Annotated in this window: 24 protein-coding genes and 1 pseudogene; 8 read left to right on the top strand and 17 right to left on the bottom strand. The window is 60.5% G+C overall.

Going from position 1 to position 25,622, the window contains the following annotated elements; translation table 11 throughout:
• The first annotated feature begins 1 nt into the window (after window position 1).
• The 4 genes from EKK30_RS01505 (at window position 2) to EKK30_RS01490 (ending at window position 2,632) form a co-directional block, all read left to right on the top strand.
• A complete protein-coding gene (locus tag EKK30_RS01505) occupies window positions 2-949 on the top strand; it encodes a DnaJ C-terminal domain-containing protein (RefSeq protein WP_290979201.1) in 948 nt (315 codons plus the stop codon).
• Between the two features lie 2 nt (window positions 950-951).
• Complete coding sequence (locus tag EKK30_RS01500; protein WP_290979198.1) at window positions 952-1,311, top strand: chaperone modulator CbpM; 360 nt, start codon at window positions 952-954, stop codon at window positions 1,309-1,311.
• Window positions 1,312-1,333: 22 nt separating this feature from the next.
• On the top strand, window positions 1,334-2,242 hold the full coding sequence (locus EKK30_RS01495; RefSeq protein WP_290979195.1) for a PfkB family carbohydrate kinase: 909 nt from the start codon (window positions 1,334-1,336) through the stop codon (window positions 2,240-2,242).
• Between the two features lie 252 nt (window positions 2,243-2,494).
• Entirely contained in the window at window positions 2,495-2,632 is a 138-nt protein-coding gene (locus EKK30_RS01490; RefSeq protein ID WP_290979192.1) for a hypothetical protein, read from the top strand.
• A gap of 40 nt (window positions 2,633-2,672) precedes the next feature.
• On the opposite strand, the gene EKK30_RS01485 is transcribed toward EKK30_RS01490, so the two are convergent.
• The 8 genes from EKK30_RS01485 to EKK30_RS01450 all read right to left on the bottom strand — a co-directional run bounded on the left by EKK30_RS01485 (window position 2,673) and on the right by EKK30_RS01450 (window position 13,802).
• Complete coding sequence (locus EKK30_RS01485; RefSeq protein ID WP_290979189.1) at window positions 2,673-4,628, bottom strand: hypothetical protein; 1,956 nt, start codon at window positions 4,626-4,628, stop codon at window positions 2,673-2,675.
• 129 nt (window positions 4,629-4,757) lie between these two features.
• Window positions 4,758-5,429 (bottom strand): sulfite oxidase-like oxidoreductase, encoded by a 672-nt coding sequence (locus EKK30_RS01480; RefSeq protein WP_290979187.1) that lies wholly within the window; start codon window positions 5,427-5,429, stop codon window positions 4,758-4,760.
• 2 nt (window positions 5,430-5,431) lie between these two features.
• Window positions 5,432-6,445, bottom strand: coding sequence for an LLM class flavin-dependent oxidoreductase (locus EKK30_RS01475; protein ID WP_290979335.1), 1,014 nt, complete (start codon window positions 6,443-6,445; stop codon window positions 5,432-5,434).
• 65 nt (window positions 6,446-6,510) lie between these two features.
• Complete coding sequence (locus tag EKK30_RS01470; RefSeq protein WP_290979331.1) at window positions 6,511-7,869, bottom strand: FAD-binding oxidoreductase; 1,359 nt, start codon at window positions 7,867-7,869, stop codon at window positions 6,511-6,513.
• 177 nt (window positions 7,870-8,046) lie between these two features.
• A complete protein-coding gene (locus EKK30_RS01465) occupies window positions 8,047-9,471 on the bottom strand; it encodes an FGGY family carbohydrate kinase (RefSeq protein ID WP_290979184.1) in 1,425 nt (474 codons plus the stop codon).
• Window positions 9,462-10,739, bottom strand: a complete 1,278-nt coding sequence (locus tag EKK30_RS01460) for an NAD(P)/FAD-dependent oxidoreductase (RefSeq protein WP_290979181.1) — start codon at window positions 10,737-10,739, stop codon at window positions 9,462-9,464. The genes EKK30_RS01465 and EKK30_RS01460 overlap by 10 nt, the downstream gene beginning before the upstream one ends.
• Window positions 10,739-12,118, bottom strand: coding sequence for an NAD(P)/FAD-dependent oxidoreductase (locus EKK30_RS01455; RefSeq protein ID WP_290979178.1), 1,380 nt, complete (start codon window positions 12,116-12,118; stop codon window positions 10,739-10,741). Before EKK30_RS01455 ends, EKK30_RS01460 begins: the two co-directional genes overlap by 1 nt.
• 100 nt (window positions 12,119-12,218) lie before the next feature.
• Window positions 12,219-13,802 (bottom strand): amino acid permease, encoded by a 1,584-nt coding sequence (locus tag EKK30_RS01450; RefSeq protein WP_290979175.1) that lies wholly within the window; start codon window positions 13,800-13,802, stop codon window positions 12,219-12,221.
• 126 nt (window positions 13,803-13,928) lie between these two features.
• Between EKK30_RS01450 and EKK30_RS01445 the strand changes: the two genes are divergently transcribed.
• On the top strand, window positions 13,929-14,699 hold the full coding sequence (locus tag EKK30_RS01445; protein ID WP_290979172.1) for a DeoR/GlpR family DNA-binding transcription regulator: 771 nt from the start codon (window positions 13,929-13,931) through the stop codon (window positions 14,697-14,699).
• 27 nt (window positions 14,700-14,726) lie between these two features.
• Here the strand turns inward: EKK30_RS01445 and EKK30_RS01440 are convergent, their stop codons facing one another.
• From EKK30_RS01440 to EKK30_RS01415, 6 genes are read right to left on the bottom strand one after another with little or no spacing between them, the layout of a single operon-like run.
• Window positions 14,727-15,815 (bottom strand): ABC transporter ATP-binding protein, encoded by a 1,089-nt coding sequence (locus EKK30_RS01440; protein WP_290979168.1) that lies wholly within the window; start codon window positions 15,813-15,815, stop codon window positions 14,727-14,729.
• On the bottom strand, window positions 15,805-16,440 hold the full coding sequence (locus EKK30_RS01435) for a cupin domain-containing protein (protein ID WP_290979165.1): 636 nt from the start codon (window positions 16,438-16,440) through the stop codon (window positions 15,805-15,807). Before EKK30_RS01435 ends, EKK30_RS01440 begins: the two co-directional genes overlap by 11 nt.
• Window positions 16,441-16,480: 40 nt before the next feature.
• Window positions 16,481-17,545: an ABC transporter substrate-binding protein gene (locus EKK30_RS01430; RefSeq protein ID WP_290979162.1), complete on the bottom strand. Its 1,065-nt coding sequence runs from the start codon at window positions 17,543-17,545 to the stop codon at window positions 16,481-16,483.
• A gap of 23 nt (window positions 17,546-17,568) precedes the next feature.
• Window positions 17,569-18,405, bottom strand: coding sequence for an ABC transporter permease (locus EKK30_RS01425; RefSeq protein ID WP_290979160.1), 837 nt, complete (start codon window positions 18,403-18,405; stop codon window positions 17,569-17,571).
• Window positions 18,402-19,298 (bottom strand): ABC transporter permease, encoded by an 897-nt coding sequence (locus tag EKK30_RS01420; RefSeq protein WP_290979157.1) that lies wholly within the window; start codon window positions 19,296-19,298, stop codon window positions 18,402-18,404. The genes EKK30_RS01425 and EKK30_RS01420 overlap by 4 nt, the downstream gene beginning before the upstream one ends.
• A gap of 58 nt (window positions 19,299-19,356) precedes the next feature.
• Entirely contained in the window at window positions 19,357-20,640 is a 1,284-nt protein-coding gene (locus EKK30_RS01415; protein WP_290979154.1) for an FAD-dependent oxidoreductase, read from the bottom strand.
• 161 nt (window positions 20,641-20,801) lie between these two features.
• On the opposite strand from EKK30_RS01415, the gene EKK30_RS01410 reads away from it, so the two are divergent.
• Window positions 20,802-22,067, top strand: coding sequence for an MFS transporter (locus EKK30_RS01410; RefSeq protein ID WP_290979152.1), 1,266 nt, complete (start codon window positions 20,802-20,804; stop codon window positions 22,065-22,067).
• A 39-nt stretch (window positions 22,068-22,106) separates the two neighbouring features.
• On the opposite strand, the gene EKK30_RS01405 is transcribed toward EKK30_RS01410, so the two are convergent.
• Together EKK30_RS01405 and EKK30_RS01400 are read right to left on the bottom strand one after the other, a co-directional pair.
• A complete protein-coding gene (locus EKK30_RS01405) occupies window positions 22,107-22,520 on the bottom strand; it encodes a hypothetical protein (RefSeq protein WP_290979149.1) in 414 nt (137 codons plus the stop codon).
• 243 nt (window positions 22,521-22,763) lie between these two features.
• Complete coding sequence (locus tag EKK30_RS01400; RefSeq protein ID WP_290979146.1) at window positions 22,764-23,327, bottom strand: NAD(P)H oxidoreductase; 564 nt, start codon at window positions 23,325-23,327, stop codon at window positions 22,764-22,766.
• A 108-nt stretch (window positions 23,328-23,435) separates the two neighbouring features.
• Between EKK30_RS01400 and EKK30_RS01395 the strand changes: the two genes are divergently transcribed.
• A complete protein-coding gene (locus EKK30_RS01395; protein WP_290979143.1) occupies window positions 23,436-23,801 on the top strand; it encodes a carboxymuconolactone decarboxylase family protein in 366 nt (121 codons plus the stop codon).
• Between the two features lie 246 nt (window positions 23,802-24,047).
• On the top strand, window positions 24,048-25,148 hold the full coding sequence (locus tag EKK30_RS01390; protein ID WP_290979140.1) for a glycosyltransferase family 4 protein: 1,101 nt from the start codon (window positions 24,048-24,050) through the stop codon (window positions 25,146-25,148).
• Window positions 25,149-25,191: 43 nt separating this feature from the next.
• On the opposite strand, the pseudogene EKK30_RS01385 reads toward EKK30_RS01390, so the two are convergent.
• A pseudogene (locus tag EKK30_RS01385) lies at window positions 25,192-25,622 on the bottom strand (cation transporter); the annotation flags it as partial.

The following is a 25,622-nucleotide window of genomic DNA, read 5'->3' as shown; positions in this document are numbered from 1 at the left end:
CATGGAATTCAAGGACTACTACAAAACGCTCGGCGTCGAACGCGATGCGACGCAGGACGACATCAAGAAGGCGTATCGCCAGCTCGCCCGAAAGTTCCACCCGGACATCAACAAGGATGCCGGTGCGGAAGCGAAGTTCAAGGAAATCGGCGAAGCCTACGAAGCGCTCGGAGATCCGGAAAAGCGTGCCGCCTACGATCAGCTCGGCAAAGAGTGGAAAGCAGGGCAGGAGTTCAGGCCGCCGCCGAACTGGGATGCGGGCTTTGAGTATTCCGGCGGCCCGGAAAACGCCGATTACAGCGACTTCTTCGGCAGCATTTTTGGCGCCGCCGCGCGCGGACAACGCGGCGGTCGCTCCGAGCGCGCGCACACTTCGTTCAATATGCGCGGCGAGGACCATCACGCCGCGATCGTCATCGATTTGCAGGATGCCCTCGATGGCGCAACGCGAACGATTACCTTACGCGTGCCGGAAATGGACGATGGCGGACACGTTCTTGTCCGTGACAAGAACCTTACCGTGCAGATTCCCAAGGGCGTCGTCGAAGGCCAGACCATTCGGCTCAAAGGCCAGGGCTCGCCCGGAATAGGCAATGCTCCGCCCGGCGACCTCTATCTTGAGGTGAGATTCAAACCCGATCGGCTTTACCGCGTCGACGGCAAGAATCTTTATCTTGAGCTGCCGCTCGCGCCATGGGAGGCGGCGCTTGGCGCCAGCGTCAAGATGCCGACGCCCTCAGGCGCGATCATGCTGAAGGTGCCGGCCGGCTCCGCCAACGGCCGCGAGCTTCGCGTTCGTGGTCGCGGCATTCCCGCCAAAGAACCAGGCGATCTCTATGCGGTGCTCAAGATCGTTTGGCCTCCAGCCAACGTCGATAAGGCCCGCAAGATTTACGAAGAGATGGCGAAAGAACTCGCGTTTGATCCGCGCGCTGGACTTGGAGTTTGAAGATGACCGACAACACATCTGGCGCCATCCCCGCTGAACCGCTCGGCCCCGAGGCGATTTATTCGCTGGACGAGCTGAGCAACGCCTGCAAGGTCGAGGCGACTTGGGTCGTCGAACTCGTCGAGCAAGGCATCATCGAAGCCCAAGGCGCGACCGTATCGGAATGGCGTTTCTCGCGCGTCAGCGTAGTCCGACTGGCCAAGGCGAAGCGTTTCAATCGTGATCTCGGTTTAAATCCGCCTGGCATCGCCTTGGTGTTTGATCTGTTGGGCGAGATCGACAGATTGAAGGCGAGGTTGAACGTTTTGCAGGGCCCGCGGGATCGGGGCGACGATCACGATGACCCGAGAGGTCACGTTTGAATCCTTGCGTCGGTTCGAACCGATGAGCGACAAGCACATCATTGCGGTTGGCCACGCTTCGCTGGACTACGTCTACCGCATCGACGCGTTTCCCTCATCACCTACAAAGATGCGAGCAAAGTCGCACGTCGCAAGCGGAGGCGGCATGGCGGCAAACGCCTCCGCGGCCCTCGCTCGACTGGGTGGCAATGTCTCTCTTTGGGCGCGGATCGGCGATGACGCCGCCGGCGGACTTATTCGTCACCAGCTACGCGCGGCAGGCGTCGGAACGAGTCACGTCCGCGCTTTCGATGGCGTGTCTTCCGCGACTGCTGCCGTGATCGTCGATATGCGCGGCGAGCGTTTGGTCATCAGTGAGGACGACCACGAATTCCCGCTCATCGCCGATTGGCTGCCGCTCTCCGATGTCGCCGATGCCGCTGTTGTGATGAGCGATCTCACCTGGCTCGAAGGCACGCTCGCGGTTTTCGCCGAGGCGCGTGCCCAGGGCGTGCCGACGGTTTTGGACATCGATCTCGACAGCGGCGCCTTGTTGAAACATGTCATCGGTCTCACGGACTACGCGATCTTTTCCGCGCCGGCCTTCCGGTCTTTCTTGCCCGACGGCAGTGATGAGGAACGCTTGAACCGCCTTGTGCAGTCCGGCATTCGCCATGCGGGCGTAACGCTGGGCAGCAAGGGCTATCTCTGGAGCGCGCACGGCAACCGGACAGGTTTCGAGCCCGCGTTCGAAGTCGACGTTGTGGACACGACCGGTGCTGGCGATGCGTTTCACGGCGCATTCGCGTGGAGCGTTGCGCAAGGTCTCGACGACGCGAACTGCGTTCGCAACGCATCCGCCGTTGCCGCCATGAGCTGCACAGGCCTGGGCGCGCGGGCCGCCCTTCCCGATGCCGAGCAGCTCGCAAGCTTCTTGGCAAAAGCTCGGTGAGCGCCTGCGCGCTTAATAATAGTGTGCAGTGCGAAATTCTTCGCAGCTGATCAGCGCAAATCGAGCCGAAGCGCTTGTCCCAAGCCGTTGGTCCGTCGCCGAAATTTTCAGTTTTATCCGGACACGGAAGGATTCGCGGTTTTTGTGCACTGCGAGGCAGTTGAAATAATAAACGCTTAATCACTGCACTCGTGATTGGATTTCCGAGCGCGATCAGGGTCTCATTGCGACACAACAAAAAGAGGAAGTGCAATGCCCGATTCAGCCTACACGATGATCTTCGCCGTCGAAGGCCTTCTCATCCTGGGAGCTGTGGGAACGGGGTTATTGCTGTTTCTCACGAGCCGCAGTCATCGGTCGGATCGAGACGTCCCGACCCGCAGCGAATAAGCTTCGCACGACAATCCCGCTTCTGAGCGCCGCGTGCGGATCACTCCCGCAGAGGGCGTCTGCGTTCGTGGAACCATTGCCGATAGTCTTCCATCTTGGCGCGCTGTTCGGCAGAGGCGCGCTGCTTGCACGTTGCCGCCTCATCGCTTTTTGCCGCGGCGCCCCAACGGACCTCCGCGCAATCGTTGACGTTGTAAGCCATCTCCAGATCCTTCGATCTTTCGATGACGTCCTTCAGCGTCAATGTCCATTGTGAGCCATCGGTGCGCGTGTAGGAAAATTTCCGCGCGACGATCTCATTTGCGAGCGTACGGTTGAGCTCGGATCTCACGTCCTCGGCCGTTTTGTCCTTCGGCATCGCATAGCGATCGGCGCGACGCGCCACGCGCTCGGGAAAACCGCGCACCACATCGATCGCGATAAGCAGGCGAAGGTCCCGCGATGGCGTTGCGAAATCCTCCCACGCTCCAGTCGTCTCGAAGATCGAAGGACCGTTCGGGATGGCGACGGTTGCTCCGCCGCCGACCTGATACTTTCTCCCGTTCTCCACCGACGTCACGCGGGTTTTCACCTGCTCTTCGAGCGCGGTGATCGTTTCCTTCATCGCCCGCTCAGGGTCGAGCGGTTCTGGCGACATCACATCGTCCATGCGATCATAGAAGTCCTCGACGCCGAGCTTCGATTGCTCGAGCGAGAAATCTCCGTAGTCGGCGTCCTTGGAGATCTCGGAGTTCGTCAATCGCCGGAGCGTGCCGGAATTGTCCGCGACGATGGGGCGAAAGCGCTTGAAGCCTGGGCCGCCGAGTGAAGGATTCTGCGCGAACAGGAAGTTCCCGCGCCAGAAGCGTTTGCGGGCCACCGTGCCGTCGGGCTGGCCGTCGACGGCAAGGAACACGCCCGCCGATTCACTCGTCTGGGCGACGCGCTTTACGAGAACCAGAACGTGACCATAGGGGTCGGCATATATGGTACCGGGCCGCAGCGTTTCGGCTTTCAGAGCGACGGGATAGTAGTCGGTGTTGTTGTCGTCGGCAGCCGTGCGGCCGGAGCCCGAGTGTACGGCATTGGCAACGACAGTTCGCACGTAATAACCGAAGCCGGGAACGAGTCCCGGTGGACGGGCGGGGCGCGACGGCTCATCGCCCGATGCGGTATCGAAAACACCAAAAAGCGAATTGCTCGCGCTCTGCACCGGCTTCTGCGCGCCTGTCGCTTGTGGCACATCCTCTTTCTGAATGTTGAACCACTGTGGACACCGCGGCGCCTTCCCGCCGCCACCGCGTGTGCACTTGGAATACCCGAATGGCAGCCCGACCTTGAATGCGAAGTATGCGCGAAGGAAATAAGGAAGATCCGCGCAATCGGGCTGCATGATGAGCTTCTTCTCATCCTCGGCAAGGCCCATATGGTTGAAGAGGATGTTGCGGGATTTATCACGCAGAACTTCGTGCAATGCCGGCCACGACGGTTGCTCCTCGATTGGGTCATCGAACAGCTTTTCTATCCAAGCGGAATAGAGGTTCTCGGTTTCGCGATCCCATTTCGCACGGATCGGCCACACGCTCTTGGCGACTGGGCGCGGCGGCGCACCGGCTGTTTTCGCGACGACGAACTCACGCTTTACCGTCGCGCAACTTGAGGCGCCCTCGCGCGTAAGCGTCGCCAACCACGTTCCGGCCGCAGGCGATGCGACCTCGGCAAACCAGAAATAAGGAGGTCCGCCATGCCGCTCGCTCGATGTTACGGCGATCTTCCCATCCGGCGCGGTGAGCGTCAGTTCGCCCTTGATCGCGGTTTCGGCGGTGAACATCACACGCAACGGAGCGCCCTTCCAGGGCGACATCGGCGAGGCCATGACCGCAAGGCCAGCCTCGCCATCGCAGGCCGCGAAATCGTCCTTGGCTTCGGACTGCGCCGGCGCGATGCAGGAGAGAAGCGCGGCGATCACCGGTACGGTGGCGCGCGCGATTTGGTGCCAATGGCGTTGGGGAAACAAGCAACCCCCCTTTTGAGTGCTCCCTAGATATTGGACACTATCGCCGCCGGAACGCCTAAACGATGGCAGAGATCACCATCTCGGCCATTTTGTGCGCCGCCCTTCGACTCAACGGGTCGCCTTAACCAATCAATCGTCGGAATAGCGCTGCTCTTTCCAAGGGTCAGCGCGATTGTGATATCCGTTCACTTCCCAGAAGCCGGGCGCGTCGCGTGACGCAAATTCGATCCGCTTCAGCCACTTCGCGCTTTTCCAGAGATAGAGGTGGGGCACGATGAGGCGCACAGGGCCGCCGTGCTCGCGGGACAGCGGCTGCCCCTCCCAACTATGCGCGACGATCGCATCCTCAGACGCAAAATCTTCCAGCGTGATGTTGGTCGTATAGCGATCGTAGCTGTGCAGAATGACGAAGTGTGCATCAGCCTTGGGCATCACGCGATCGAGTATATCCTGCGTTGCGACCCCGCCCCAACGGTTGTCGTAGCGCGACCAGGTCGTGACGCAGTGGATGTCTGACGTCTTTTGGCTTTGCGGCTGGTCATGGAATTGCGCCCAATCGAGCCTGACCGGATGCTCGACCGCGCCATCAACGACGAGCTCCCATTTATCGAGCGCGATCTCGGGTTGTTCGCCCAGGTCCAGTACCGGCCAGTCGCGAACGAGGTGCTGGCCCGGCGGCAACCGCTCCGAGTCGGGGCGGGCAACGCGCCCCGTGAGAAAGCGGCCTTCTCGCGCCCACTGGCGCTTTGTCCGCGTAAGCTTTGTGCTATCGGGAAACTCCGCGCTGTCATCAGCCGCCAAGCTCAAGTCTCCATACAAAGTTGCTGCGCGGCAGCTGCTTGCTGCGTATCGGCGATGATCTCGAACGAACGCAGCCTCAGGGCGTGATCGTAGATATCCGACACGATCATAACTTCATCCGCCGCTGTTTCGTCAATCAGGGCCTCAAGGCCGGCCTTGACTGTCGCGGGTGATCCGATGATCGAGCGGGAGAGCATCTGCATGGCCTGCGCCTTTTCGCGTGGCGACCAATAGGTCTCGATATCATCGATCGGCGGCTGGCTGAGCTGCCGCGCCCCGCGCAAAATATTCGCAAACGACATCTGCTGCGTGGTCGCCAAAAATCTGGCTTCACGATCCGTTTCGGCCGCGATGATATTCACGCCGACCATGGCGTGCGGCTTACCAAGCTGCTCTGAGGGCTTGAAGCGACTGCGATAGACGTCGAGTGCCGGAAGCAATTGCTCCGGCGCGAAGTGCGAAGCAAACGCATAGGGAAGCCCCAGCTCGGCGGCGAGGTACGCGCCGAACAGGCTTGAGCCCAGAATCCACAGCGGCACGTCCGTCCCCGCTGCGGGAACCGCCTGTACCCGCTGACCGGGAGACGCGGCAGCGAAATAAGCCTGCAGTTCGAGAACGTCCTGCGGAAAACTTTCCGAAGCAGATGGCTGCCGCCGCAGCGCTTGAACGGTTGCGGGATCCGTGCCCGGCGCCCGTCCGAGCCCGAGATCGATGCGGCCCGGAAACAGTCGCGCCAATGTACCGAACTGTTCGGCTATGATGATGGGCGCGTGATTGGGAAGCATGATGCCGCCCGCGCCGACGCGTATCGTCTTTGATCCTGCTGCGATGTGAGCAATCACGATGGACGTCGCGGCGCTGGCGATGCCCGGCATATTGTGATGCTCTGCCACCCAGAAGCGGCGGTAGCCCCATCGTTCGGCGTGGGCTGCGAGATCACGTGCGTTGTCGAGTGCGCCGCGCGCATCCGTGCTCTGTGTCACGCGAACGAGATCGAGTATCGAGATTGCGGCCATCATGTCCTCCGGACTGCCGCTTATGTAGGTGCGCGCCCCCCAGCCGCAAAGCGCGGCGTACACCGCTACATATTGGCCGTGTCGCGAAGGCGGTACCAGGCTTCCACGAAGGGCACCGCCCTTTGCGCGATGGCATGCGCTGGAAAGGCCGGGAACGCGAGATCATCGAACGAGGTGCGACCCTCGGCGCGTTCCAGCATTTGTAGGGCAATCTTGTTGCCGAAATACGTAGCGCGCGACACGCCTGTACCGCAGTAGCCGATCGCATAGTGCATTCCCGCAGCAGTTTTGCCGAGATGCGGGATTTCGTCGTACGTGTAGCCGATCGTGCCGTCCCAAGCGTGCGTAATTGGCGCAGATCCAAGATCAGGAAAGACCCGCAGCATATCTTGCGCCAGGTGCCTATAGGCTTGCGGAGAGTTCTTGCTCAACGACAGTCGGCCAACACGCCCGCCCCACAGGATACGCCGTGCGTCGGGCGCTCCGCGAAAATAATAGAAGACGCGGTTCGTATTCCCGTAGACGCGGTTTTTTGGCAGTAGACGACTATAGAGAGCTTCGGGGATTTCGCCCGTAGCAATGATTGCCGATCCGACCGGCACGATCCGGCACCTGAGTTCCGGCACAAGGGCGTCGGTGTAGCCGTTGCTGGCGATGAGGACATTCCGCGCCAATGTCTCGCCGCGCTTCGAGCGCACTCGGAAGCCGCCCGCCACTGGCTCGATGTTCGTCACTCCTGTGTGATCCACAACTTGTCCGCCGGCCTCAGCGAAGCGCTGCATCAGCCCGGCGTGATAAAGGCCGGGATGAAGCGACGCATCGTTGGGAAGGACCGAGCCGCCAAAAAAGGCATCGGTACCAAGCTCGGAAGTCTGCTCCGCCTTCGGCACCATGAAACTTTCGACGCCTGCGACCTCCTTGAGATCGCGCATGTCCGCGGCCATGGCCTCGTAGTGCTCAGCCCGTACGGCTGCCCTGAACCGGCCGTTCCGGCGAAAGTGGCAATCGATTTTTTCCGTCTCGATCAAGGTTGCAATGTATTCGAGCATGCGCGTACCCTCGCGCAACATCTCCTCGGCTTTGCGGCGACCCCGAAGATCAATGAGCGTTTTGACCCGGAACTTCTGATTTCCGCTCCCGACCTGTCCGCCGTTACGCGTGCTCGCTCCGAAGCCGGCGCGGCCACGCTCGAAGACGCTGACGCTACGCCCTGCTCGCGCCAGCGTGAGTGCTGCCGAAAACCCAGTGAACCCCGAACCGACGATTGCAACGTCGCAGTTCTTGGGAACGGTCTTGAGATTTTCATCTGACCCGCCCGGCGCGGCGTCCCACCAGTACGGCCTATAAGCAAGGGCGTGATGCGATTTGATCCTCCCGCTCCCGAGTTCCCGCGCGGATGGATATGAGGACGCAGTGTTTGGCATCGAAGTCACGGAACGATCTCTTTCGAAGTTCGATTTTGCCGGTGATTAGAACGGATTTTTCCTTTCCGCACTATGTCAGTAAGGCCTACCCGAACAGCGACGCGATCCACGAGTAAGAGCTTAGCGCTCGAGCTTTTTTCGCGCAGGCGGTGCGCCCTCGGGTTTTTCGTCGCGAGGCTATTCACGCAGATCGCGCCAGCCTTTGCAGCGCGAAACGGCATCGTGAAATCGCTTTCTTGTTTCAGTGCTGTCAGCGGTACGCGGCCGGAACGTGTGTGTTCTCGTCGGCGGTTCGGGAAGCTCGATCCCAGCCCCAAGGGCGGCCAGTTTTGCCGTTCCAAACGCCGTGCGCTCGTCAAACTCCGCTACGACGACGTCACGCCCGATCATATCGGCGAGAAACTGCGCGAAGTAACGGCTCCGTGCCAGCCCCCCGTCGATGGCTATAGATCCGCCGATAGGTACATGCGCGTGCATCGCGGTGACGACGTCGGCAGCGCTAAGCGCAATGCCTTCGAGAAGAGCCTGGCGAAGATCGGCTTGCGTCGTATCGGCCGACATGCCGAGGAACAGCGAAGCGGCCGTGCGGTCCCAATGCGGGCAGGCAAGCCCCGAGAGGGCAGGCACGAAGACGACACCGCGATTGATAGCCGGTTCTGGATCGAACCAATCAAGATCTTTTTCGAGGTCAGCGACTAGGCCAATGCGTCGGGCCCATTCCACTGCCGATCCAGCGTCATAAACACCGCCGTCCACAGCGTACGTGGTTTTCCCGCCAACCGCCCAGGCGACCGTTGGCAACAGACCTTTATCCGGCGCTCGCGCGATCTCGGCACCCGTAACCGCGAGCGCAAATGCGCCCGTACCAAACGTGATCTTCGCATCGCCTGGGTTTCGGCAACCATGACCGAAGAGCGCCGCCTGCTGATCCACGACGGACGCCGTCACCGGTATGCCGTCGATACGGCCGTAGTCGGCAACCGTGGATCGGATCTCCGGCAAGCACTCAATCGGTACGCCGAAGAGATTGCAGAGATCATCATCCCATCGGCCAGTCTCGAGATTCATCAGCGACGTACGTGACGCTGTCGTCACGTCGGTGGCGAACTGGCCAGTCAGGCGCGAGAGAAAAAACGCATCCGTGGTGCCAAGCCGCAGCCGTCCTGCATTCAGCGCGTCTCGAGCGGCAGGGACATTCGCCACGATCCAGGCGAGTTTGGACGCGGAAAAGTAAGCATCGAGCGGAAGCCCAGCTCGGGATATTGTTAGTGCCTCCGCGCCCTTTTCTTTCAGCCGCGCGACGGCTTCGGCGGTGCGGTTGTCCTGCCAGACGATGACGGGTGACAACGCCACCCCGCTCTCTGCATCCCAAGCGAGGCAGCTCTCCCCTTGATTGTCGATTCCGATCGCATCGATTGCGCCAGCCGCCTTGAGGCAATTGAGAATATTTCCGAGCAGCTCTTCCGGATCGTGTTCGACCCAACCCGGATGCGGATGGAACTGCTTGTGGGTGATGGCGCATGCGATCTCCGCCGCGCCGTCGGTATCCACGATCAGCACGCGCGTCGACGTGGTGCCTTGGTCGATCGCCGCTACACGCATTCCGAGCCGCTCCGGTTGCTTGTTTTCTCCTCGCCGTCGATGCTGATCGTGACGTCGCCGCGAGCCCCGGCAAAGGCCGATGTGGGGGCAAGTATCCGTCGCTCAGGTCCAGTGCTGAGCGCCTGCTTGCGGATCAGTGCGTTGCCCTCGTAAGCGACAAGCCCGCTCGACACGTCATTATCTGCCCGCAGCTGCAAATTCTCAAATCCGCCTTCGCCGGGAACCAAGCGCTGCGGCACGACATACCGAATTCCTGGCCCCGCCGTCAGTTTGATCGCTGGCTTCGCGTCCGGTAGTTTACCGGCGAGGTCCTGCGCGACGAATTCTCCAACTTTCCGCCCCTCCCGCCACGACCAGCCAGCCGTGTCGACTGGATGAAGCACATTACCGGCAGCAAAAATTCGAGGTTCGCTGGTTCGCGCGAACTGGTCTATCGCCGGACCGCCGGAGCCCGTATCGATTTCTAGCCCCGCGGTCCGTGCGAGCGCCGCTTCAGGCCGGAAGCAACCGGTGAGAAGAACGCCATCGCAATCGATCGTGTCGACGCGACCATCGCGCGCCCGAACGGTGACCGCTTCGACCCGGCGCCGGCCTTCAATGTCGACGATCTCGGTCTCGTACCGTACCGGCACGCCGAGCAGACGGGGAAGCGCCATCGACGCGCGGCGTACGGTAGAGTGAGAGCCCGCTTCGATCATGGCGACCGGCCTTGCTCCAATCTTCCGGCAGGTCAGCAAGCTCGACAGCGCAACGAGTTCCGTCCCAACGATCAGCGGCCGCCGGAAGGGTGCGAGACGTTCGAGATAGACGTACTCCTGCAGCGCCCCGGTGTTGAGAATTCCGAGCGGACGATCGCCACCTAACAGCCGCGCTGATCGCGGCCGCTCGCGCACGCCCGTTGCAATGACGATGCGCTTGGCGGTAACCGTCAATGCCCCGCGATTGGTCGCGCACGCGACGACGAGATCGCCATCCGAGCAATCTATCGACACGACGGAACATCCGAGCTGCAAGTCGACTCCAGCATGGACAGCGCGCTCGACGAGTTTGCGAGCGTAGGCAGGGCCCGTAAGCACGCGCCCGAATTCGCGCATCCCAAAAGGCGGATGTCCGCAATGCCGGGGAATGCCGCCGCCCTGCTGTTCGCGGTCGACCACGATGACCTTGGCGACGCCGAGCTGTCGCAGTCGCGTGGCCGCTGACAGGCCAGCTGGCCCGGCGCCTACGATGAGCACGTCGGCGCTCCTGACGTCGAACGGACCCGACATCACGCGGCGTCCCCCACCGCTAGGGGCGAACCGAAGCAGCCGGCGGTCAAAGTTGCCAGCTGCGCATTGCAATAAAATCCTTGGCAGCGGCCCATGCCACAGCGCGTACGTCGGCGCAGGCCGCCGAAGTCTCCGGCTGGCAGGGCGCCCGACAATGCCCGCTCGATTTCGCGCAGCGTCACCATTTCGCAATGGCAGACGATCTCGCCAAAGCCAGGAGCTTGCCAATCACGCGCGAGATGTTCCGCCAGATTTGGAACTCGCGGTGTGATGGGACTGGCGACAGCCTGATGCTCGTTGCCCAATTTTGCATAGAGCTTGTAGACGTGGCGGGCGATGCCAAGGGACGCGGTCAAGCCAGTCGAGCGGATGCCGCCAACCGTGATCCAATTACGATCTTCGTGGACCGCAATCCGATAGGACTTCTCTTCTGTCGCCGGTCTCAGGCCCGCGTATACGGCGGTGACATCCATTCCCGCCAACCCCGGCACGATCTCGGCGGCTTTGGCGGCGAGGCTCTTCAGCGTCTCCGTGTCGACAGTTGCGCGCTCGCGATCTTCCTGCTCTTCCGCGGTCGGGCCGACAAGCACATTGCCGAAAATCGTGCGTGTCAGCACGACACCCTTTGTTCGCTCAGAGGGAACTGGAAGAATGATCGAGCTGAAAAGCTTCGACGCCGCCTTGTCGAATACGACGAACTGTCCTTTTCGCGGCTTGATTTGAAAAGACGCGGCTCCCAGCAAACGCGCATCGAGGCGATCGCCGAACAAGCCGGCGCAATTGATAACCGTGCGCGCTCTGTGTTCGCCGCTCGTCGTCTTTAGTGCCCAAGACGAGCCATCGAAACTGCCGGAAAGAACCTCGGTGTTGAAGAAGACCTCCGCGTCATGGTTCTTTGCTTGCAGCAGATAGGCGAGAAACGGCGACCAAGGATCGATCACGTGCTCGCCTGGCACAAGCACCGCCTCCAAGGCTCGTGTCGATAGGTTAGGCTCGCGTGAGCGAATTTCGCCTGCAGAAAGCCTGCGCACATTTGAAACGCCGTTCTTCCGCGCTTGCGCTTCAATGCCGTCCAAGGCGGCGCGTTCGCCCTCCGTCCAGGCCACCACCATGGCGCCTGTTTCGAGCAGTGGCAGGTTGAAGCTGTCGCGGATCTCTAGATATTCGGCGTAGCCGTCCTGCATGCATTGAAGCTCGACGCTTCCAGGCGGCGCATCAAAGCCAGTGTGCAGGATCGCGCTATTGCCCTTGCTGGCCCCTGAAAGGAGATCGGCACCCCGTTCCAGCAAAATTACGCGGGCACCCTCGAGCGCAAAACGTCTTGCCATTGCGCATCCAACGGCGCCTGCACCAACGATGGCGACGTCTGCAACGGACATATCACTCGTCCTCTGCCATTAAGGCGCTCGCATCGGCGCCGAAACGGAAAATAAAAAAGCCGTGGACATGGCAAATGCCCACGGCTTTCGCGTTCGTGTCTTAGGACGTTTCGCCGACGGCGCGCTCGGCAGCCGCGATTTCCGCCTGACGCTGCGCGATCTCGGCACCGATCGGAGGACCTTTGAAGCGGCGCGATTCAAGTCCGAACCACAGCACGACAAGTAATACGATCAAGCCGATCGCGTAGTTGATCAGGATGTCGAACGGCGGCTGGATGCCAGCGTACATCAGGATAACGGTGCCGATGAGCACGAGGATCGCCATGGGTTTTGAGAACACGCCAAGACGGAACGGCCCGAACTCCTTCCACGACTTGCCTTCTGCAAAAAGGCCAGCCGCAATCGGCATCGCGTAAGAGACGTAGAGGAACAGGGCGCAACCTGCCGCCAACGCTGCGAACGCGGGCGAGTAGAGCGTTGCCGCGACCGAAAGCACCGCGCCGAGCCAGATGGCCGGAACCGGCGTGCGCCATTGCGGGCTGACCTGCTTCCACAGGCCCGAACCGGGCAAGCCGCCATCACGCGCGAACGCGTAGATCATGCGGGATGTCGAGGTGAGGCCAGCAAGCGCGCAGATGAAGTTCGCCAGCACGATGCAGATCGCCATCACATCCTTTAACGGTGTTGGCGCGGGCAGATTGTTGAACATGTTGAACCACGCCGCCGCGCCGTCCTTCGCCGTTGCCGCGAGATCTGGGCTTGCCACAACGAAGGAGACAGCCATCACGAAGCCGAACACCAGCGACCAGAAGACCGAGTGGATCATGCCGCGAGGCACGGCGCGCCGCGCATCCGTGGTTTCTTCCGAAGTGTGCGCCGAGGCGTCGAAGCCGGTGATCGTGTAAAGCGGATAGAGCAGACCGACGAGGAACGCGATGATGGCCGTCCGCGCCGCCGGCACGTATCCGCCGCCCGCATCACCCGTGTTGTTCGAGAAGGTGAACGCGTGTGAGTAATTACCGGCGCCCCAGATGAAGAACATCGCCGTCAGGACGACAGCGACGACGAGAATGAGGTAACCGGAGAAGTCCGTCAGCAGCGTCGTGAGCCTGATGCCGAAATGGTTGACCAGAGCCTGGACGATAACGATCAGGGCAACCGCTCCGACCTGCACGTAATAAGCGTGGTCGTTGTTGGCGTTGACCTGATCGAGGGTCATCCCAGCAGGAAGCGGATCGGTCGGCAGCGCGGTCCAAGACGTTACATCGACGTGGAAAACGCCGGCAACGACCAAGTCGCGGAACAACTGCCAGACGCCAACGTCGACCGAGGCCACGACGAAGATGAGCCCCAAGAGGTTGATCCAGGCCGTCGCCCAGCCCCAGCCGCGGCCGCCGAGGATCGAGGACCAGTGATAGAGAGCGCCTGCTGTGGGGTAGGCGGAGGCGATCTGACCGAGACAAGCGGCCACCAGCATCGCGAACAGGCCGCCGACGATCCAGCCGATGGTCGCCTGGAAGGCGCCGCCGGTTGCCATCGCCAGTGGGAACGAGGTGATGCCACCTGCGAGAATACAGATAATGGAGAACGAGATCGCGAAGTTCGAGAACCCACCCATGCGCCGCGACAGTTCCTGCGCGTAGCCCATTGAGTGCAGGACTTTGGTGTCTTCGTCGTGAGTCATGACTCCACCCCCAGTTGTGGATTGTTCAGATGCCTGCAAAAATTGCCCGAATGGGCGTGATATTTGTTGCATGCTCTGACAGAATTACCGAGCAGTCAATTAGAATGACCGAACGGGCAGGAGTTAATGCGCCCAAATTTGCGACGAGAGCGGATCGAACAGGTCGTGCGCGAGCGGGAGCGTGTGACGGTCGATGCGCTTGCTGAACTGCTTGGCACGTCCCGAGAAACAATCCGGCGCGATTTGACCGAACTTGCCGAACGGGGCCGTGTCCGCAAGATCCACGGCGGCGCTACGCTTGCGGAGCCACGCCTCTCGGACGTGGAGGGAGAAGGGTCTTTCCAGGCACGACTGTTGCAGAATGCTGAGGCCAAGCGAGCCATTGCGCGTCGCACCATCGAGCTTTTTCAGGCGGGAGACACCCTTTTCGTCGATACCGGCACGACGACCCTCTGGTTTGCTGAGGAGCTTGCCTCTGCGACCGGCCTCACCGTGATTACCAACTCGGCCGCGATTGCCGGCTTGGCAGCGCGTGGGCCGTCCAATTCGACATTTTTGATTGGCGGAGAATACCGGGCCGATGGCACGGAAAACCTGGGTCCGCTCGCGATCGAGCAGATCAGCCAGTTTCATGCCGTTCACGCCGTTCTCGCCGTCGGTTCGGTCGAAACCGTTGGCATTCTGGATTTTGACGTGCGCGAGGCGGACATTGCCCGGGCCATGATCGCCCAGGCGCGAACCATAACGGTACTGGCGGACGCGTCGAAGTTCGGCCGGGGAGGTCTAATCAAGGTAGCGCCGCTCGACGCGATAGCGCGGGTCGTCACCGATGCCGATCCGCCGGCGGAGATTGCCGCCGCGTTGCGAACCGCCGGCACGGAAGTGATCAAGGCTTAATGAGGCCGGGAGTAGGTGAGGCCAATTCTAGGCCCTGCTCAAAATGCGCCCCGCACCCCGGATCGGCTTGATGTGGACGGTTGTCCCCGCTTCGAAAGTCTCCGATGACCGCCTGCGCCCCATGTCGATCATGAGCTTTCTTCCGCCCGCGATTTCCACAAAAAGCCGCTGCATCGGGCCATAGAAGACGGTCGAGGTGATTTGCGCGGCGACGGTCTCGTTGGTCGGAAAAAGCTGCACGGCGAGTTCCTCCGGCCGGATGCAGACCAGCACCGAGGCCCGGGGAGCAGGAACCGTCGCCGCGCAATCCCGCGGGATATCGATCGCCATCGGTCCGACCGAAACACGGACCGCGGATGGTGTCGTCTCCAGGACTTCTGCTTCGAGGAGGTTCATCGAGCCGATAAAGTCCGCGACGAACGACGTCTCCGGCGCGTCATAAAGCGTTGCGGGCGAGGCGATCTGCTCGATCTTGCCGCGATTGAGCACGACGATCCGATCGGAAATGGAGAGCGCCTCACCTTGATCGTGCGTGACCATCACGAAGGTCGTGCCCAAGCGCGATTGCAGCCGCTTCAGCTCGATCTGCATCTGTTCGCGCAGGTTGGCATCGAGCGCCGAGAGCGGCTCGTCCAACAGCAGCACGCGCGGCGAGCAGACGAGAGCGCGGGCGAGCGCCACGCGCTGGCGTTGACCGCCCGAAAGCATCGACACGCGAGCCCGGATTTTGTCGCTAAGGCCGACGAGTTCCAAAGCTTCCTTGACCTTCTTCTCCGTTTCCGCACTCGAAAGCTTGCGGAGCGACAATCCGAACCCGACGTTCTCCGCCACGTTCATGTGTGGAAAGAGTGCGTAATCCTGAAACACCGTATTGAGCGGTCGGTCGTAGGGACGCAACGCCGTGATGTCGTTGCCATCGAGCAGCACGCGTCCGCTCGTGGGTGCCTCGAAGCCGGCCATCACGCGCAAGCTCGTCGTCTTCCCGCACCCTGACGGTCCGAGAAGGCTGACGAATTCGCCATTGGCGATGTCGAGCGTGACGTTGTCGAGACCGATCGTGCCAGTGTCGAAAATCTTGGAAACACCTTCGAGGCGCAAAAGCGCGTCATTCGCCATTGCCGGTCTCTGTCGACTTCGTGGTGTTGATCCAGACGATCTCGCACCGCTCCTTGCCGCTGTTGCGGAACGCGTGCTTCAAAGTGCTCTTGAAGGCGAAGCTGTCGCCTGCCTTTAGCAGGTAGACGACGCTATCGATGGTCAACTCGACTTGCCCTTTTTTGACGAGTCCGAATTCGTGCCCGGCGTGGCTATAGGATGCGTCTGTGCCGCCGCCCGGTTCGACTTCGACCAGCAGGCCAGTCAGCACGGAACCTGGAGGGGAAAGAAGCTCCTTGCGCATCCCCTCAGACCGGACAGGAATCTCTTTCCGCGCCGAGGATCGCACCACGTAGAGGTCGCTATCCTCATGACTGTCGGCCAGGAGGCTATGAGGTTCGACGCCGAGCGCCGCTGCCAGCGGCCAGAGAATGCGAACCCGGAGCGAGGAGATACCTCGCTCGATCTGGCTCAGCGCGCCAACCGATATGCCGGCGCGCTGAGCGACTTCCGTTATGCCGAGCTTCAGCTCCAGGCGAAGCGCGCGGATACGACGGCCGAGCCGGACGTCGGCTTCCGAAGGAGCGTGGTCGGAAACGTCCTCCCTTGCTTCTTTGCGTTTTGTCCGCACCGCGTTTTTCGCCATTCTGTTTGATCCCGGTATGAAAGCTACGCGAGCGCCCTGATCAGCCGCCCGCCTTTACCTTCTCGAACATCTTCGCAAGATCGTCGTTCTGCTTCATCGGTCCGGTGAAAACCGTGCTCTTCAGCACGACGTTCGGGTCAGACGGCAGCTGCAATCGGGTCAGTTCGTCCTTTGAAACGAGAGCGAATGCCGCGCTGGAGGCACTGCCGTACCCATACTGGGTGATGAGTTCCTTGCCGGAATCGCCTTCAAGGCGGCTGTTGATGAAGTCATAAGCGAGATCGACGTTCTTGGCGTCTTTCAGCATCACGAATCCGCATGCCCATGTCAGCATGCCTTCCTTCGGCTTCATGAATTCCACCTTGACGCCCTGCTTCTTCAGCGTCGTCGCAGAGGCATTCCACGTCATCGCGGCAACGAGTTCTCCGCTGGCCAGCGATTGCTCGACCGAGGTCATGTCGGTCGTGTAGGCACGCAGCAACGGCCGCTGCTCGCGCAGTTTCGCAGCAACCTTGTCGACGTCCGCGGCCGACATGTCGAACGGATTGACGCCTGCCATGATCGCGGCGACGACCGGCGTGTCATGGACCGCATCGATCGTGGCGATGCGCCCAGCGTACTGCTTGTCCCAAAGCAGGTTCCAAGATGGCGCCGGATCTTTCACAAGGTCACTGCGATAGAGAATGGAGGTATTTCCCCAATCCCACGGCACCATCCACACCTTGCCGTCGCCCGCCTGAATATCCGGAAGGTCCTTGAACACCGGAAAGATCGTGTCGAAGTTCTTTATGCGCTTCGTATCGATCGGCTGCAGCAACCCTTCCTTGTTCCAGCGCGCAATCTTGTCGTAGCAGGGGTGGGCGAGATCCGGATGGAAGCCGGCCTTCACCTTCGTGAATGCTTCATCGTCATCGCTGAAGACCGAGATGTCGACGCTATCGGGATGTGCTGCAAGGAAGCTCTTGTTGAATGCAGGCAGCTCATAACCCGACCAAGTGAAATACGTGAGCTTGTCGGCGGCTGCCGCAGGCACCGCGAGCGTGATGGCGAGCGACGCAAGGCCGATGGCCCCGCTGACTAGGCTTCGTGTGGTTTGTCGCAGCATGACTTGATACTCCTCCATGGCATTCACGAAATCGGCAGACTTCCCTTCGCAGTGACAGCAAGATCGTCATCCGGCGCGCCGCGTCTTCGTATCAACTCGGCGGCCGTCGCGATGACGATCGAAACCAGCAGAATGACGGAACCGAGCGCCATCACGCTCGGCAACGCTTTCGGAAAGCGCAGCTGCCCCCAGACGAAGAGCGGCAGCGTTGGCTCGGTCCCTGACAAGAAAAATGCGACGATGAATTCGTCGAACGACGTCAGGAACGACAGCATGAAAGACGAGGCGATCGCGGGAGCGGCGAGCGGCAGGATGATGCGCCGGAACGTGGTCCATTCGTTCGCGCCAAGGTCCATAGCCACCTCGCTGAAGCTCTTCGGAAGCGCAAGAAACCGGCTACGCATGATGACGACAGCCGTGGGCAAAGCCACGAGCGTATGACCGAGCACGATGGCGATGCGCGATGGGCCAAGGCCCGCGAGATTGACCAGAATGAGGAGCGCGATACCAACGATCACGCCCGGGATCAAAATCGGAAGTCTGGCCAGCGCCGAGATCGTTCGCGAGATGCGGTCTCCTGCGGCCACTTCCATATAGCCAACGGTTACGCCGATCGCCGTTGCCAGGAAGGCCGCGGAAAAGCCGACGATCAGGCTGGTCTCCAAGGCGCGATGAAGATTTTCGTTATCGAGCAGGCTTTGGTACCAGGCCGTCGTGAAACCGCTCAGCGGAAAAGCCGCTTGGATCGAGTTATTGAAAGAGAAGATCGGGATTACTGCGATCGGCAAATAGAGGAAGACGATATAGGCGACGATATACGTGCGCAGCCAACTCTTGCCTGTTGAAGGAGACACGCTCACGTGCGGCTCCCGAAATGTTTGTCCGCAACGCGGGCGCCGAGAACGACACCCAAGATGACCAGCATCACGATCACGGACAATGCGGCTCCGAACGGCCAGTCGTTGGCTTTTCCGAACTGCGCCTGGATCATTGAGCCGATCATCGTGCTGTTGGGACCGCCGACCAGCGCCGGCGTGACATAGTCACCGACCGTGGGCACGAACACCACGAGCGCTGCGCCTAAGACCCCTGGCATCGAGATTGGAAGGATGATCCTGCGGAAGATCGAGAACGGACGTGCCCCGAGATCCTCCGCCGCCTCTATCAAGGACCTCGGCACGTTCTCGAGCGCGACGTAGATCGGCAGGATCGCGAAAGCGGCATAGGCATGAGCGAGCGTCACGACGACAGCGGCAGGCGTATTGAGAAACGCGAGGATCGGCTCTGAGGTAATGCCGGTCGTCAGCAACGCGGAATTCAGCACCCCATTATAGGCGAGCACGACTTTCCACGCGAAGACCCGAAGCAGATAGCTCGTCCAGAACGGCAGCGTCACCACGAACAGCAGAAGCCCGCGATGCTTGCCGGCGTGAAAGGCAAGATAATAGGCGACTGGATATGCTGTGACCACGGTCGCGAGCGTGACCAAACCGGCAATCGCGAGCGAGCGCAGGATAACCGTGGCGTAAAGCGGGTCGGAGAGCGCACCCGCGAAGTTCGCGAACGAAAATCCGCCGCCAAGAAGCGAGCCGTCGTTGGTTCTGAAGCTCAGAAACAACACGATGCCAAGGGCGAACAGCACCAGGATCAACGTCGCCAGCGCGCCCGGCGCTGTCATGCCGACCTGGAACAGCGTTTGATGGCGAGCGGAGGCTGCGCGGCGCGTGAACTCGGACTCGGCGGAAACGCTCATAGGCTCGCAATCCTGAATTATCCAGATCATTTTTCACATTTGCGAAAATGTCAACGGTTCAGTGCTCCAGCATGTCTGCAAGGGTGTACCAGGCGATCGCCGCGCTAATTCCGACATTGCGAAAGGCGTGGAAGGGGATCGGACGGATCGGCGTGATTGGAAAGGGAATGCTCTCCGGGTCGCGCGATACGAAGTAATCGACAAGACTCGGAGCAAGCGCCGACATCAGTCCGACGCCGCGGCCTTGGCAACCGGCGGCGATCACCAGCCCAGGCTCAGGTTCGTAAACGTGAGGGAGATGGTCGAGCGTAAGCGCCACTTTTCCATACCATCGCTTTTCGATCGCGACGTCCTTTAAGACCGGGAAAAGTCGCTTCAACGCATGCTCCAGATGCGCCCACCCGCGCGCACTGGTTGGCTCTGCGGTCGAGCCACGTCCACCAAGAAGCAATCGCCCGCCAGGACCGCGCCGGTAATAGGTCACGATCCGGCGAGAATCCGAGACGACTTGGCCTTCCGGCAAAATGCTCGCGAGCGCGGACGAGGGAAGCGGCACAGTCGCGATCTGGAACGAGTGAAGCGGTAGCAGCGTTCGGGCGAGACCGGGAACGAGGCCGTCGGCATAAGCATTCGTAGCGACAAGCACGAACTTGGCACGTAAGGCTCTTCCATCAACCGTATGTAGCGTCCAATCAGCATTTTCCTTCGCGATCCTCGCTATTCGCGTGTTTTCCGCGATGCGCGCGCCGGCTTCCAAGGCTACGCGAGCCAACTCTCTCGTATAGGCCAGGGGCTGGATGGCACCGCCGCGCGGATCGAGCCAGCCGCCGAGATAGCCGCGCGCGCCGGTGAGCCGCGCGATCTCCTCCGCATTCAGAAGTTTGGCCGGCACCCCGCGGGCGATCCATTGCTTCGCCCGCTGCTCGACAGCATGCATGGCCACCTCTGAGTGTGCCGCCTGAATCCATCCGTTCCGTTCGTGCGGCACCTTCAGTAGTTCGCGATCAATAAGATCGTAAACTGCATCCGGCATTGTCGACCCGAACTGGATGAGTGCTTCACCTCTCTTCTCGCCGAAGTGTCCGATGAGCCAATCGGGATCGTATTTAAAGCCTGCGATCACCTGCCCACCGTTCAGGCCAGACGCCTTGTCGCCGACGAGTGCAGCGTCGACGACGCGGACGGCGAGCCCACGTCGGGCTGCATCGAGAGCGGCTCGGAGCCCAAGAATGCCGCCGCCGACGATTGCAAGATCGCAGGTCTCTCCCGCGGATAGCGGCGTGGTCGCAAGCGCGGTGCTCGGTCCCTCCACCCAGGCGGAAGCGGGGATGAATGCAGTCACAGAAGCGCCCTTTCGCAGATGAAGCGAGAGTAGAAGTTTTCACGGAAATGAAAATTTGTAAAGCTCGCAACTGCGTCGTCCCAAAGTCGCATGCACCGTCCGGAACTTTACTGAGCGGGAGCCGTCTTAGACCGGGTTTGGGGAAATCGGAGAAACCTGACGTGCAGAAACTGGCGACGACCAACGGCACCGGCGCCGCTCAGCGCGTGCTCACCACTGTTTGGCCTCTCCTGGCGCTCAACTTCTTCATGGCTGATTTCCAAGCGGGCATCGGGCCGTTTCTTGGCGTCTTCCTCCTTGATCATGGTTGGCAAAGTGGACTCGTCGGTACGGTCATGACGATCGGCGGCGTGGCCGGCATGCTCGTCGTAATTCCGGCCGGCGCCATGATCGATGCCACGCATTCGAAACGGGCGTGGGTCGTTGCGGCCGGCATCGCCACCATCGCGGCGTCGGCGATCATCCTTCTCTCCCAAAGTTTCTGGGTTGTGGCCGCTTCGCAAGTCGCGACTGCGATAGCAGGTGCCGCCATCATTCCGGCGGTCAACGCGATCACACTCGGAATTGTCGGTCAGCGCGGCTTCAATCGCCAGAACGGCAAGAACCAGGCATTCAACCATGCCGGCAACGTCGTCGGCGCCGCGCTATCCGGCTATCTCGGCTGGAAGTATGGTTTCGGCGCGATTTTCCTCGCGGCCGGTGTGTTCGGCGCTCTGTCGATCGCGATGATCCTGCTCATTCCCGCGTCGTCAATCGATCATGCGGCCGCGCGGGGAATGAAAAGTGGAGAGACCGACACGCGCGCCAGCGGCTTCAGCGTGCTTTTTGAATGCAAGCCTCTTCTCGTTCTTGCGGCGGCGCTTCTGGCATTTCATCTCGGCAACGGCGCGATGCTTCCGCTTTACGGCATGGCCGTCGTGTCGCATTCGCACGCCGACGGACCATCCTTCGTTGCAATAACGATCATTGTTGCGCAGGCGAGTATGATCATCGCGTCGATCATCGCCATGCGCATGGCCGAGTCCGATAGCTATTGGCTGGTACTGCTGATCTCCTTCATCGCTCTTCCCGTGCGCGGACTTCTGGCATCGCAGTTGGTCGTGCCTTGGGGCGTATATCCCGTGCAAATTCTCGATGGCGTCGGCGCGGGATTGCAGAGCGTGGCAGTGCCCGGATTTGTCGCGCGAACGCTTGACGGCACGGGCCGCATCAATGTCGGGCAGGGCGCGGTGATGGCCGCGCAAGGCATCGGCGCCGCTCTGAGTCCCGGTATCGGCGGCTGGATCGCGCAGCTGATCGGCTATCCGGCGATGTTCATGGTGCTCGGAAGCTTCGCGTTGATCTCGATTGGACTTTGGATCGTCAATCGTTCCAGTCTTTCGGCCGAAGGGTCAAGCGTTAGCGAAGCTCCGCTGGCAAAGGCGTGATGGATCGGTTTGCATGCCCGATCCACCAGCGCGCTTCTCCTATTTGATCGTGAATTCGTTTTCGAGCGGCAATGAGGTCTGCCAGAACGGCTGGTCCTGCGTGTTGGTCAGCGATGCCCAGAGCGAGGTTCCGGCTTGAGGCATCTTCTTCAAGGTGACGCCGACATCCCGATGATCGCCTGCTTCAAGCTTTACGCTGCCGAGAACGGCTTTGTCGGGCTTCCCGTTGCTGCCCGAGCCGTGGATCACGAGATTGCCCGGAGCCGGCATGTACGCGTACGTCACGGTTATCAGGTCACCCTTGGGCTTCTGGCTAAAAATGATCACCGAGGCGGGAGTCGTGGCGGATGTTGCTCCTTCCGGCTTGTCGACGAGTGCGTAGGCGGCAATCGGTAGGCTGAAGAGGGCAAGCGCTGCAGCTGCGATGCGAACGCTGGCTTTGTGAAGAGGCATATCCAAATCTCCATAGATCGTGTGGCTGACATCGGCAATCCGAAGCGTCGCTTACCCCGTCCGCGCGCCATCGCAGACGAACTTCGGAATTGCATGCCATTGAAATATGGATGGGAACCGCCTTGGGAAGACCGCCGACATCACACGGATTCTCACAAAATGATGAGCGGTATTGAATGCGTTTTTACGCTGCCGCTCGAGGAAGTCGCGCTTCAGCTTCCCCGGCGAGACGGCTTCGAAGCGTCAAAAGTCCGAGCCCAAGTTTCGTGCCTGAGCCAGGATATGGTCCGGTCCATCGTCACCCTCGACCGAGCCGAAGAGAATATTCAAGCGCGGCTCCGCGACGCCGCAGTAATCGAGAATTCCAGTGTTTAGCTGTGTCTGCATGGCGGTGTCATAGCCCCGCTTTGCGTAGCTTTCCTCGATAGAGCCCGCGACCGCCAACATCCAAACGCGTTTGTGCGGGTAGGTCTTTTTCCCGTACGCCCAACCGTTGTTCCACACGCGGTCGATCCAGCCCTTCAGCAGCGCAGGCATCGACCACCACCAGACCGGAAATACGAGCACGGTCGCCTCATTGCGTTCGACCCGCTCCATTTCTCGCTGAACTTCTGGCGAATAAGTCTTATCGGGATTCTCCCAATCTGGTTCATCAGCCTCCCGCATGACCGGATCGAATCCTTCCGCCATGAGATCAGCGAGTTCGACCGTATGACCCTTGCTGCGGGCGGCATCCGAAAACGCAGCCGCTACGGCATGCGTTAGTGAATTGGAACGCGGATGGGCGACGACGAGAAGAATTTTCATGAGGTCCAAGCTTGATCAAAAATCCATTGTGAAGACGCCATTGATACACATCAGTTCCAAGCCAGAATGTCGATGCTTGCTTACTCTGGCAAGCAGCGAGGGAAGTGCATGATCAACGATTGGCTGGAAATCACCAAAAGTGTCGGAGCATCATTGAAAGACCTCCGTGGCGGCGCTCCCGAGGTGATGAAGGGGTTTGGCGCCATTGCCGAGGGCGCGCTCAAAGCCAAAGCGCTCGACGTCAAAACCAAGGAACTCATCGCTCTTGCAATCGGCGTTGCCGTCCGGTGCGACGACTGCATCGCTTTTCATGCCAAAGCGGCCGTGGCTCAAGGGGCGACCGACGAGGAAATCTTCGAAACTCTGGGAATGGCCATTTACATGGGAGCCGGACCGTCGGTCATGTATGCCGCTCATGCCGTCGAAGCCGCCCGTCAGTTCAAGAACGACGCGGCCGAGAAGGCCCGCGCTTGAAATATCTACGACGATCGACGGTCTAATTCGGCGGGTTGGAATATTATCCTTGGGGTGACATAATGCGTCGGCGATTTGGCGGGGCGCTTGGATTTGCTGTCACCAGCGATTGATCGGATGCGAAGAATGGCGGCTGCGCGCGGAACCGCGTCCCGTGGTCTGTAGCGCGATGGGCAAAGTCTTTGACGATCGAAGCGGCTTCACAATCCTTCCTCCAGCCGCGTAAAATTTCTGATACGAGACGACATGCGCATCCTTTGCTTCATGCCCCGGAATATGCGGTTCGGCCCGTCCAACGCGACTTCAATCGACTTGTGCGTCTACGACCTGATCGCCGCCAGCCGCTATCGCAAAGACACCAAAATCGTCTGCTGCGAGAACGAGACGCTGTTCTCCGGGCTCGATGTCACGACGTATCCGCCGAAGGTTGATCGCCACAAGAGCCGGAAAATCAAATTCGCTTTGAAAAAGGCAGTCGACAGCAAGGCTGACCTGATCGTCGTGCAACAGCACATGCCAACGGCGGCGGCAGTGGCCTGGCGCATCGAGACACCGGTTATCCTCCACAAGCATAACATGACGAAGCCGATTCCGAAGACGGGCCTGTTCAATCGGCTGAAGCACCGGTGGAGGGTGTCGGAATACAACCGGCTCGCCGGCATTATTTTCGTGAGCGCGGCGTGCCAGCGCATCTTTCAAGCCGATTGGCCAGAAATCAAAGTGCCGATGGGCGTCGTCAACAACGGGTTGGATTTCGCCGAATGGCAGCCCGCAGAAGTGCGAAAAAAGGAAATTATCTGCGTCGGGCGGGCAGCGCCGGAGAAAGGCATCAAGGAAGCCGCCGAAGGTATCGCGACGATCCTCGCCGCCAATCCCGATTGGTCGGCGCGATTGATATTGAGCGAGCCGACGCGCTTCCCCGATTATCTCCAATCGATCAAGGACACGATCAAGCCTGTCGCGGATCGGGTCACCATCAATGTCAATCAACGCTTCGCATTTGTCAGGGAGCGATTGCAGGAGGCGGCCATCGCCATCATCCCTTCGAAATGGGAAGAACCATTCGGACGTACGGCGCTTGAAGCGCACGCAGGCGGCTGCGCCGTCATCACCTCCGGCACCGGAGGCCTCGCCGAGATCAGCGGCGACAACGCCCTTTACTTGCCAAAGGATTTCGATGGCGCCGAGATCGGCCGCTTGCTCGACATCTTGGTTGGCGATGAGGCCAAAAGAAACCAGTTGGCACGCGATGGGAGAGAGCGCTGCATTCAGAAGTTCTCCGTCGGCACGGTAGCCGCCGACGCAGATCGCTTCTACGATCAGATCATGCAAGTGGCCGTCCGCTGATGGCTCCAGGACGGTGCCCAATGCAACCTGGCTGCGGCAACCATCACGACCCGGTTTCGCCGCCTCCCCGATAGAATTGAGCTCGCGATTTCTCGAACGTTCTGCGCGTTTGCGGTTTGACAAACACCCGGATGACCTCCGGGTGTTTTGCTTGAATGCGCTGTTCGAGTTGAACGATGGCCGCTTCGATTTGCGGCGTTCGTAACTCATCAGAGAATTCGAGGCTGAGTGCGACGAGGATTTGCTCAGGCGCCAGATGTACGGCGAACACGCTGTTTGCGCCTTCGACGCTCGGCTCGCTGATTGCCAGCGCCATGATGGAGTTTATGACTTCATCACTCGCCCGCTCGCCGATGAGGAGCGCCTTGTTCTCGCGGGCAAGCACCGTCGCCGCAACCGCAAGAACGATGCCGATGAGGATTGAGGCGACGCCGTCAAGGGCGGAGGCATTCCAATATTGCGCGGCGAAGTTGC

Origin of the sequence: Hyphomicrobium sp. (assembly GCF_003987855.1) — a bacterium.
GTDB lineage: Bacteria > Pseudomonadota > Alphaproteobacteria > Rhizobiales > Hyphomicrobiaceae > Hyphomicrobium_B.
The sequence above is the reverse complement of the archived record's forward strand: the minus strand, read 5'-3'. Positions and strand labels throughout refer to the sequence as shown.

What these genes read in the sequence shown, in the direction of transcription:
- EKK30_RS01505 (WP_290979201.1), top strand. Translation starts at nt 2, where the DNA reads ATGGAATTCAAGGACTACTACAAAACGCTCGGCGTCGAACGCGATGCG.
- EKK30_RS01500 (WP_290979198.1), top strand. Translation starts at nt 952, where the DNA reads ATGACCGACAACACATCTGGCGCCATCCCCGCTGAACCGCTCGGCCCC.
- EKK30_RS01495 (WP_290979195.1), top strand. Translation starts at nt 1,334, where the DNA reads ATGAGCGACAAGCACATCATTGCGGTTGGCCACGCTTCGCTGGACTAC.
- EKK30_RS01490 (WP_290979192.1), top strand. Translation starts at nt 2,495, where the DNA reads ATGCCCGATTCAGCCTACACGATGATCTTCGCCGTCGAAGGCCTTCTC.
- EKK30_RS01475 (WP_290979335.1), bottom strand. Translation starts at nt 6,445, where the DNA reads ATGGCCGCAATCTCGATACTCGATCTCGTTCGCGTGACACAGAGCACG.
- EKK30_RS01470 (WP_290979331.1), bottom strand. Translation starts at nt 7,869, where the DNA reads ATGCCAAACACTGCGTCCTCATATCCATCCGCGCGGGAACTCGGGAGC.
- EKK30_RS01465 (WP_290979184.1), bottom strand. Translation starts at nt 9,471, where the DNA reads ATGCGTGTAGCGGCGATCGACCAAGGCACCACGTCGACGCGCGTGCTG.
- EKK30_RS01460 (WP_290979181.1), bottom strand. Translation starts at nt 10,739, where the DNA reads ATGTCGGGTCCGTTCGACGTCAGGAGCGCCGACGTGCTCATCGTAGGC.
- EKK30_RS01455 (WP_290979178.1), bottom strand. Translation starts at nt 12,118, where the DNA reads ATGTCCGTTGCAGACGTCGCCATCGTTGGTGCAGGCGCCGTTGGATGC.
- EKK30_RS01450 (WP_290979175.1), bottom strand. Translation starts at nt 13,802, where the DNA reads ATGACTCACGACGAAGACACCAAAGTCCTGCACTCAATGGGCTACGCG.
- EKK30_RS01445 (WP_290979172.1), top strand. Translation starts at nt 13,929, where the DNA reads ATGCGCCCAAATTTGCGACGAGAGCGGATCGAACAGGTCGTGCGCGAG.
- EKK30_RS01440 (WP_290979168.1), bottom strand. Translation starts at nt 15,815, where the DNA reads ATGGCGAATGACGCGCTTTTGCGCCTCGAAGGTGTTTCCAAGATTTTC.
- EKK30_RS01435 (WP_290979165.1), bottom strand. Translation starts at nt 16,440, where the DNA reads ATGGCGAAAAACGCGGTGCGGACAAAACGCAAAGAAGCAAGGGAGGAC.
- EKK30_RS01430 (WP_290979162.1), bottom strand. Translation starts at nt 17,545, where the DNA reads ATGCTGCGACAAACCACACGAAGCCTAGTCAGCGGGGCCATCGGCCTT.
- EKK30_RS01420 (WP_290979157.1), bottom strand. Translation starts at nt 19,298, where the DNA reads ATGAGCGTTTCCGCCGAGTCCGAGTTCACGCGCCGCGCAGCCTCCGCT.
- EKK30_RS01405 (WP_290979149.1), bottom strand. Translation starts at nt 22,520, where the DNA reads ATGCCTCTTCACAAAGCCAGCGTTCGCATCGCAGCTGCAGCGCTTGCC.
- EKK30_RS01400 (WP_290979146.1), bottom strand. Translation starts at nt 23,327, where the DNA reads ATGAAAATTCTTCTCGTCGTCGCCCATCCGCGTTCCAATTCACTAACG.
- EKK30_RS01395 (WP_290979143.1), top strand. Translation starts at nt 23,436, where the DNA reads ATGATCAACGATTGGCTGGAAATCACCAAAAGTGTCGGAGCATCATTG.
- EKK30_RS01390 (WP_290979140.1), top strand. Translation starts at nt 24,048, where the DNA reads ATGCGCATCCTTTGCTTCATGCCCCGGAATATGCGGTTCGGCCCGTCC.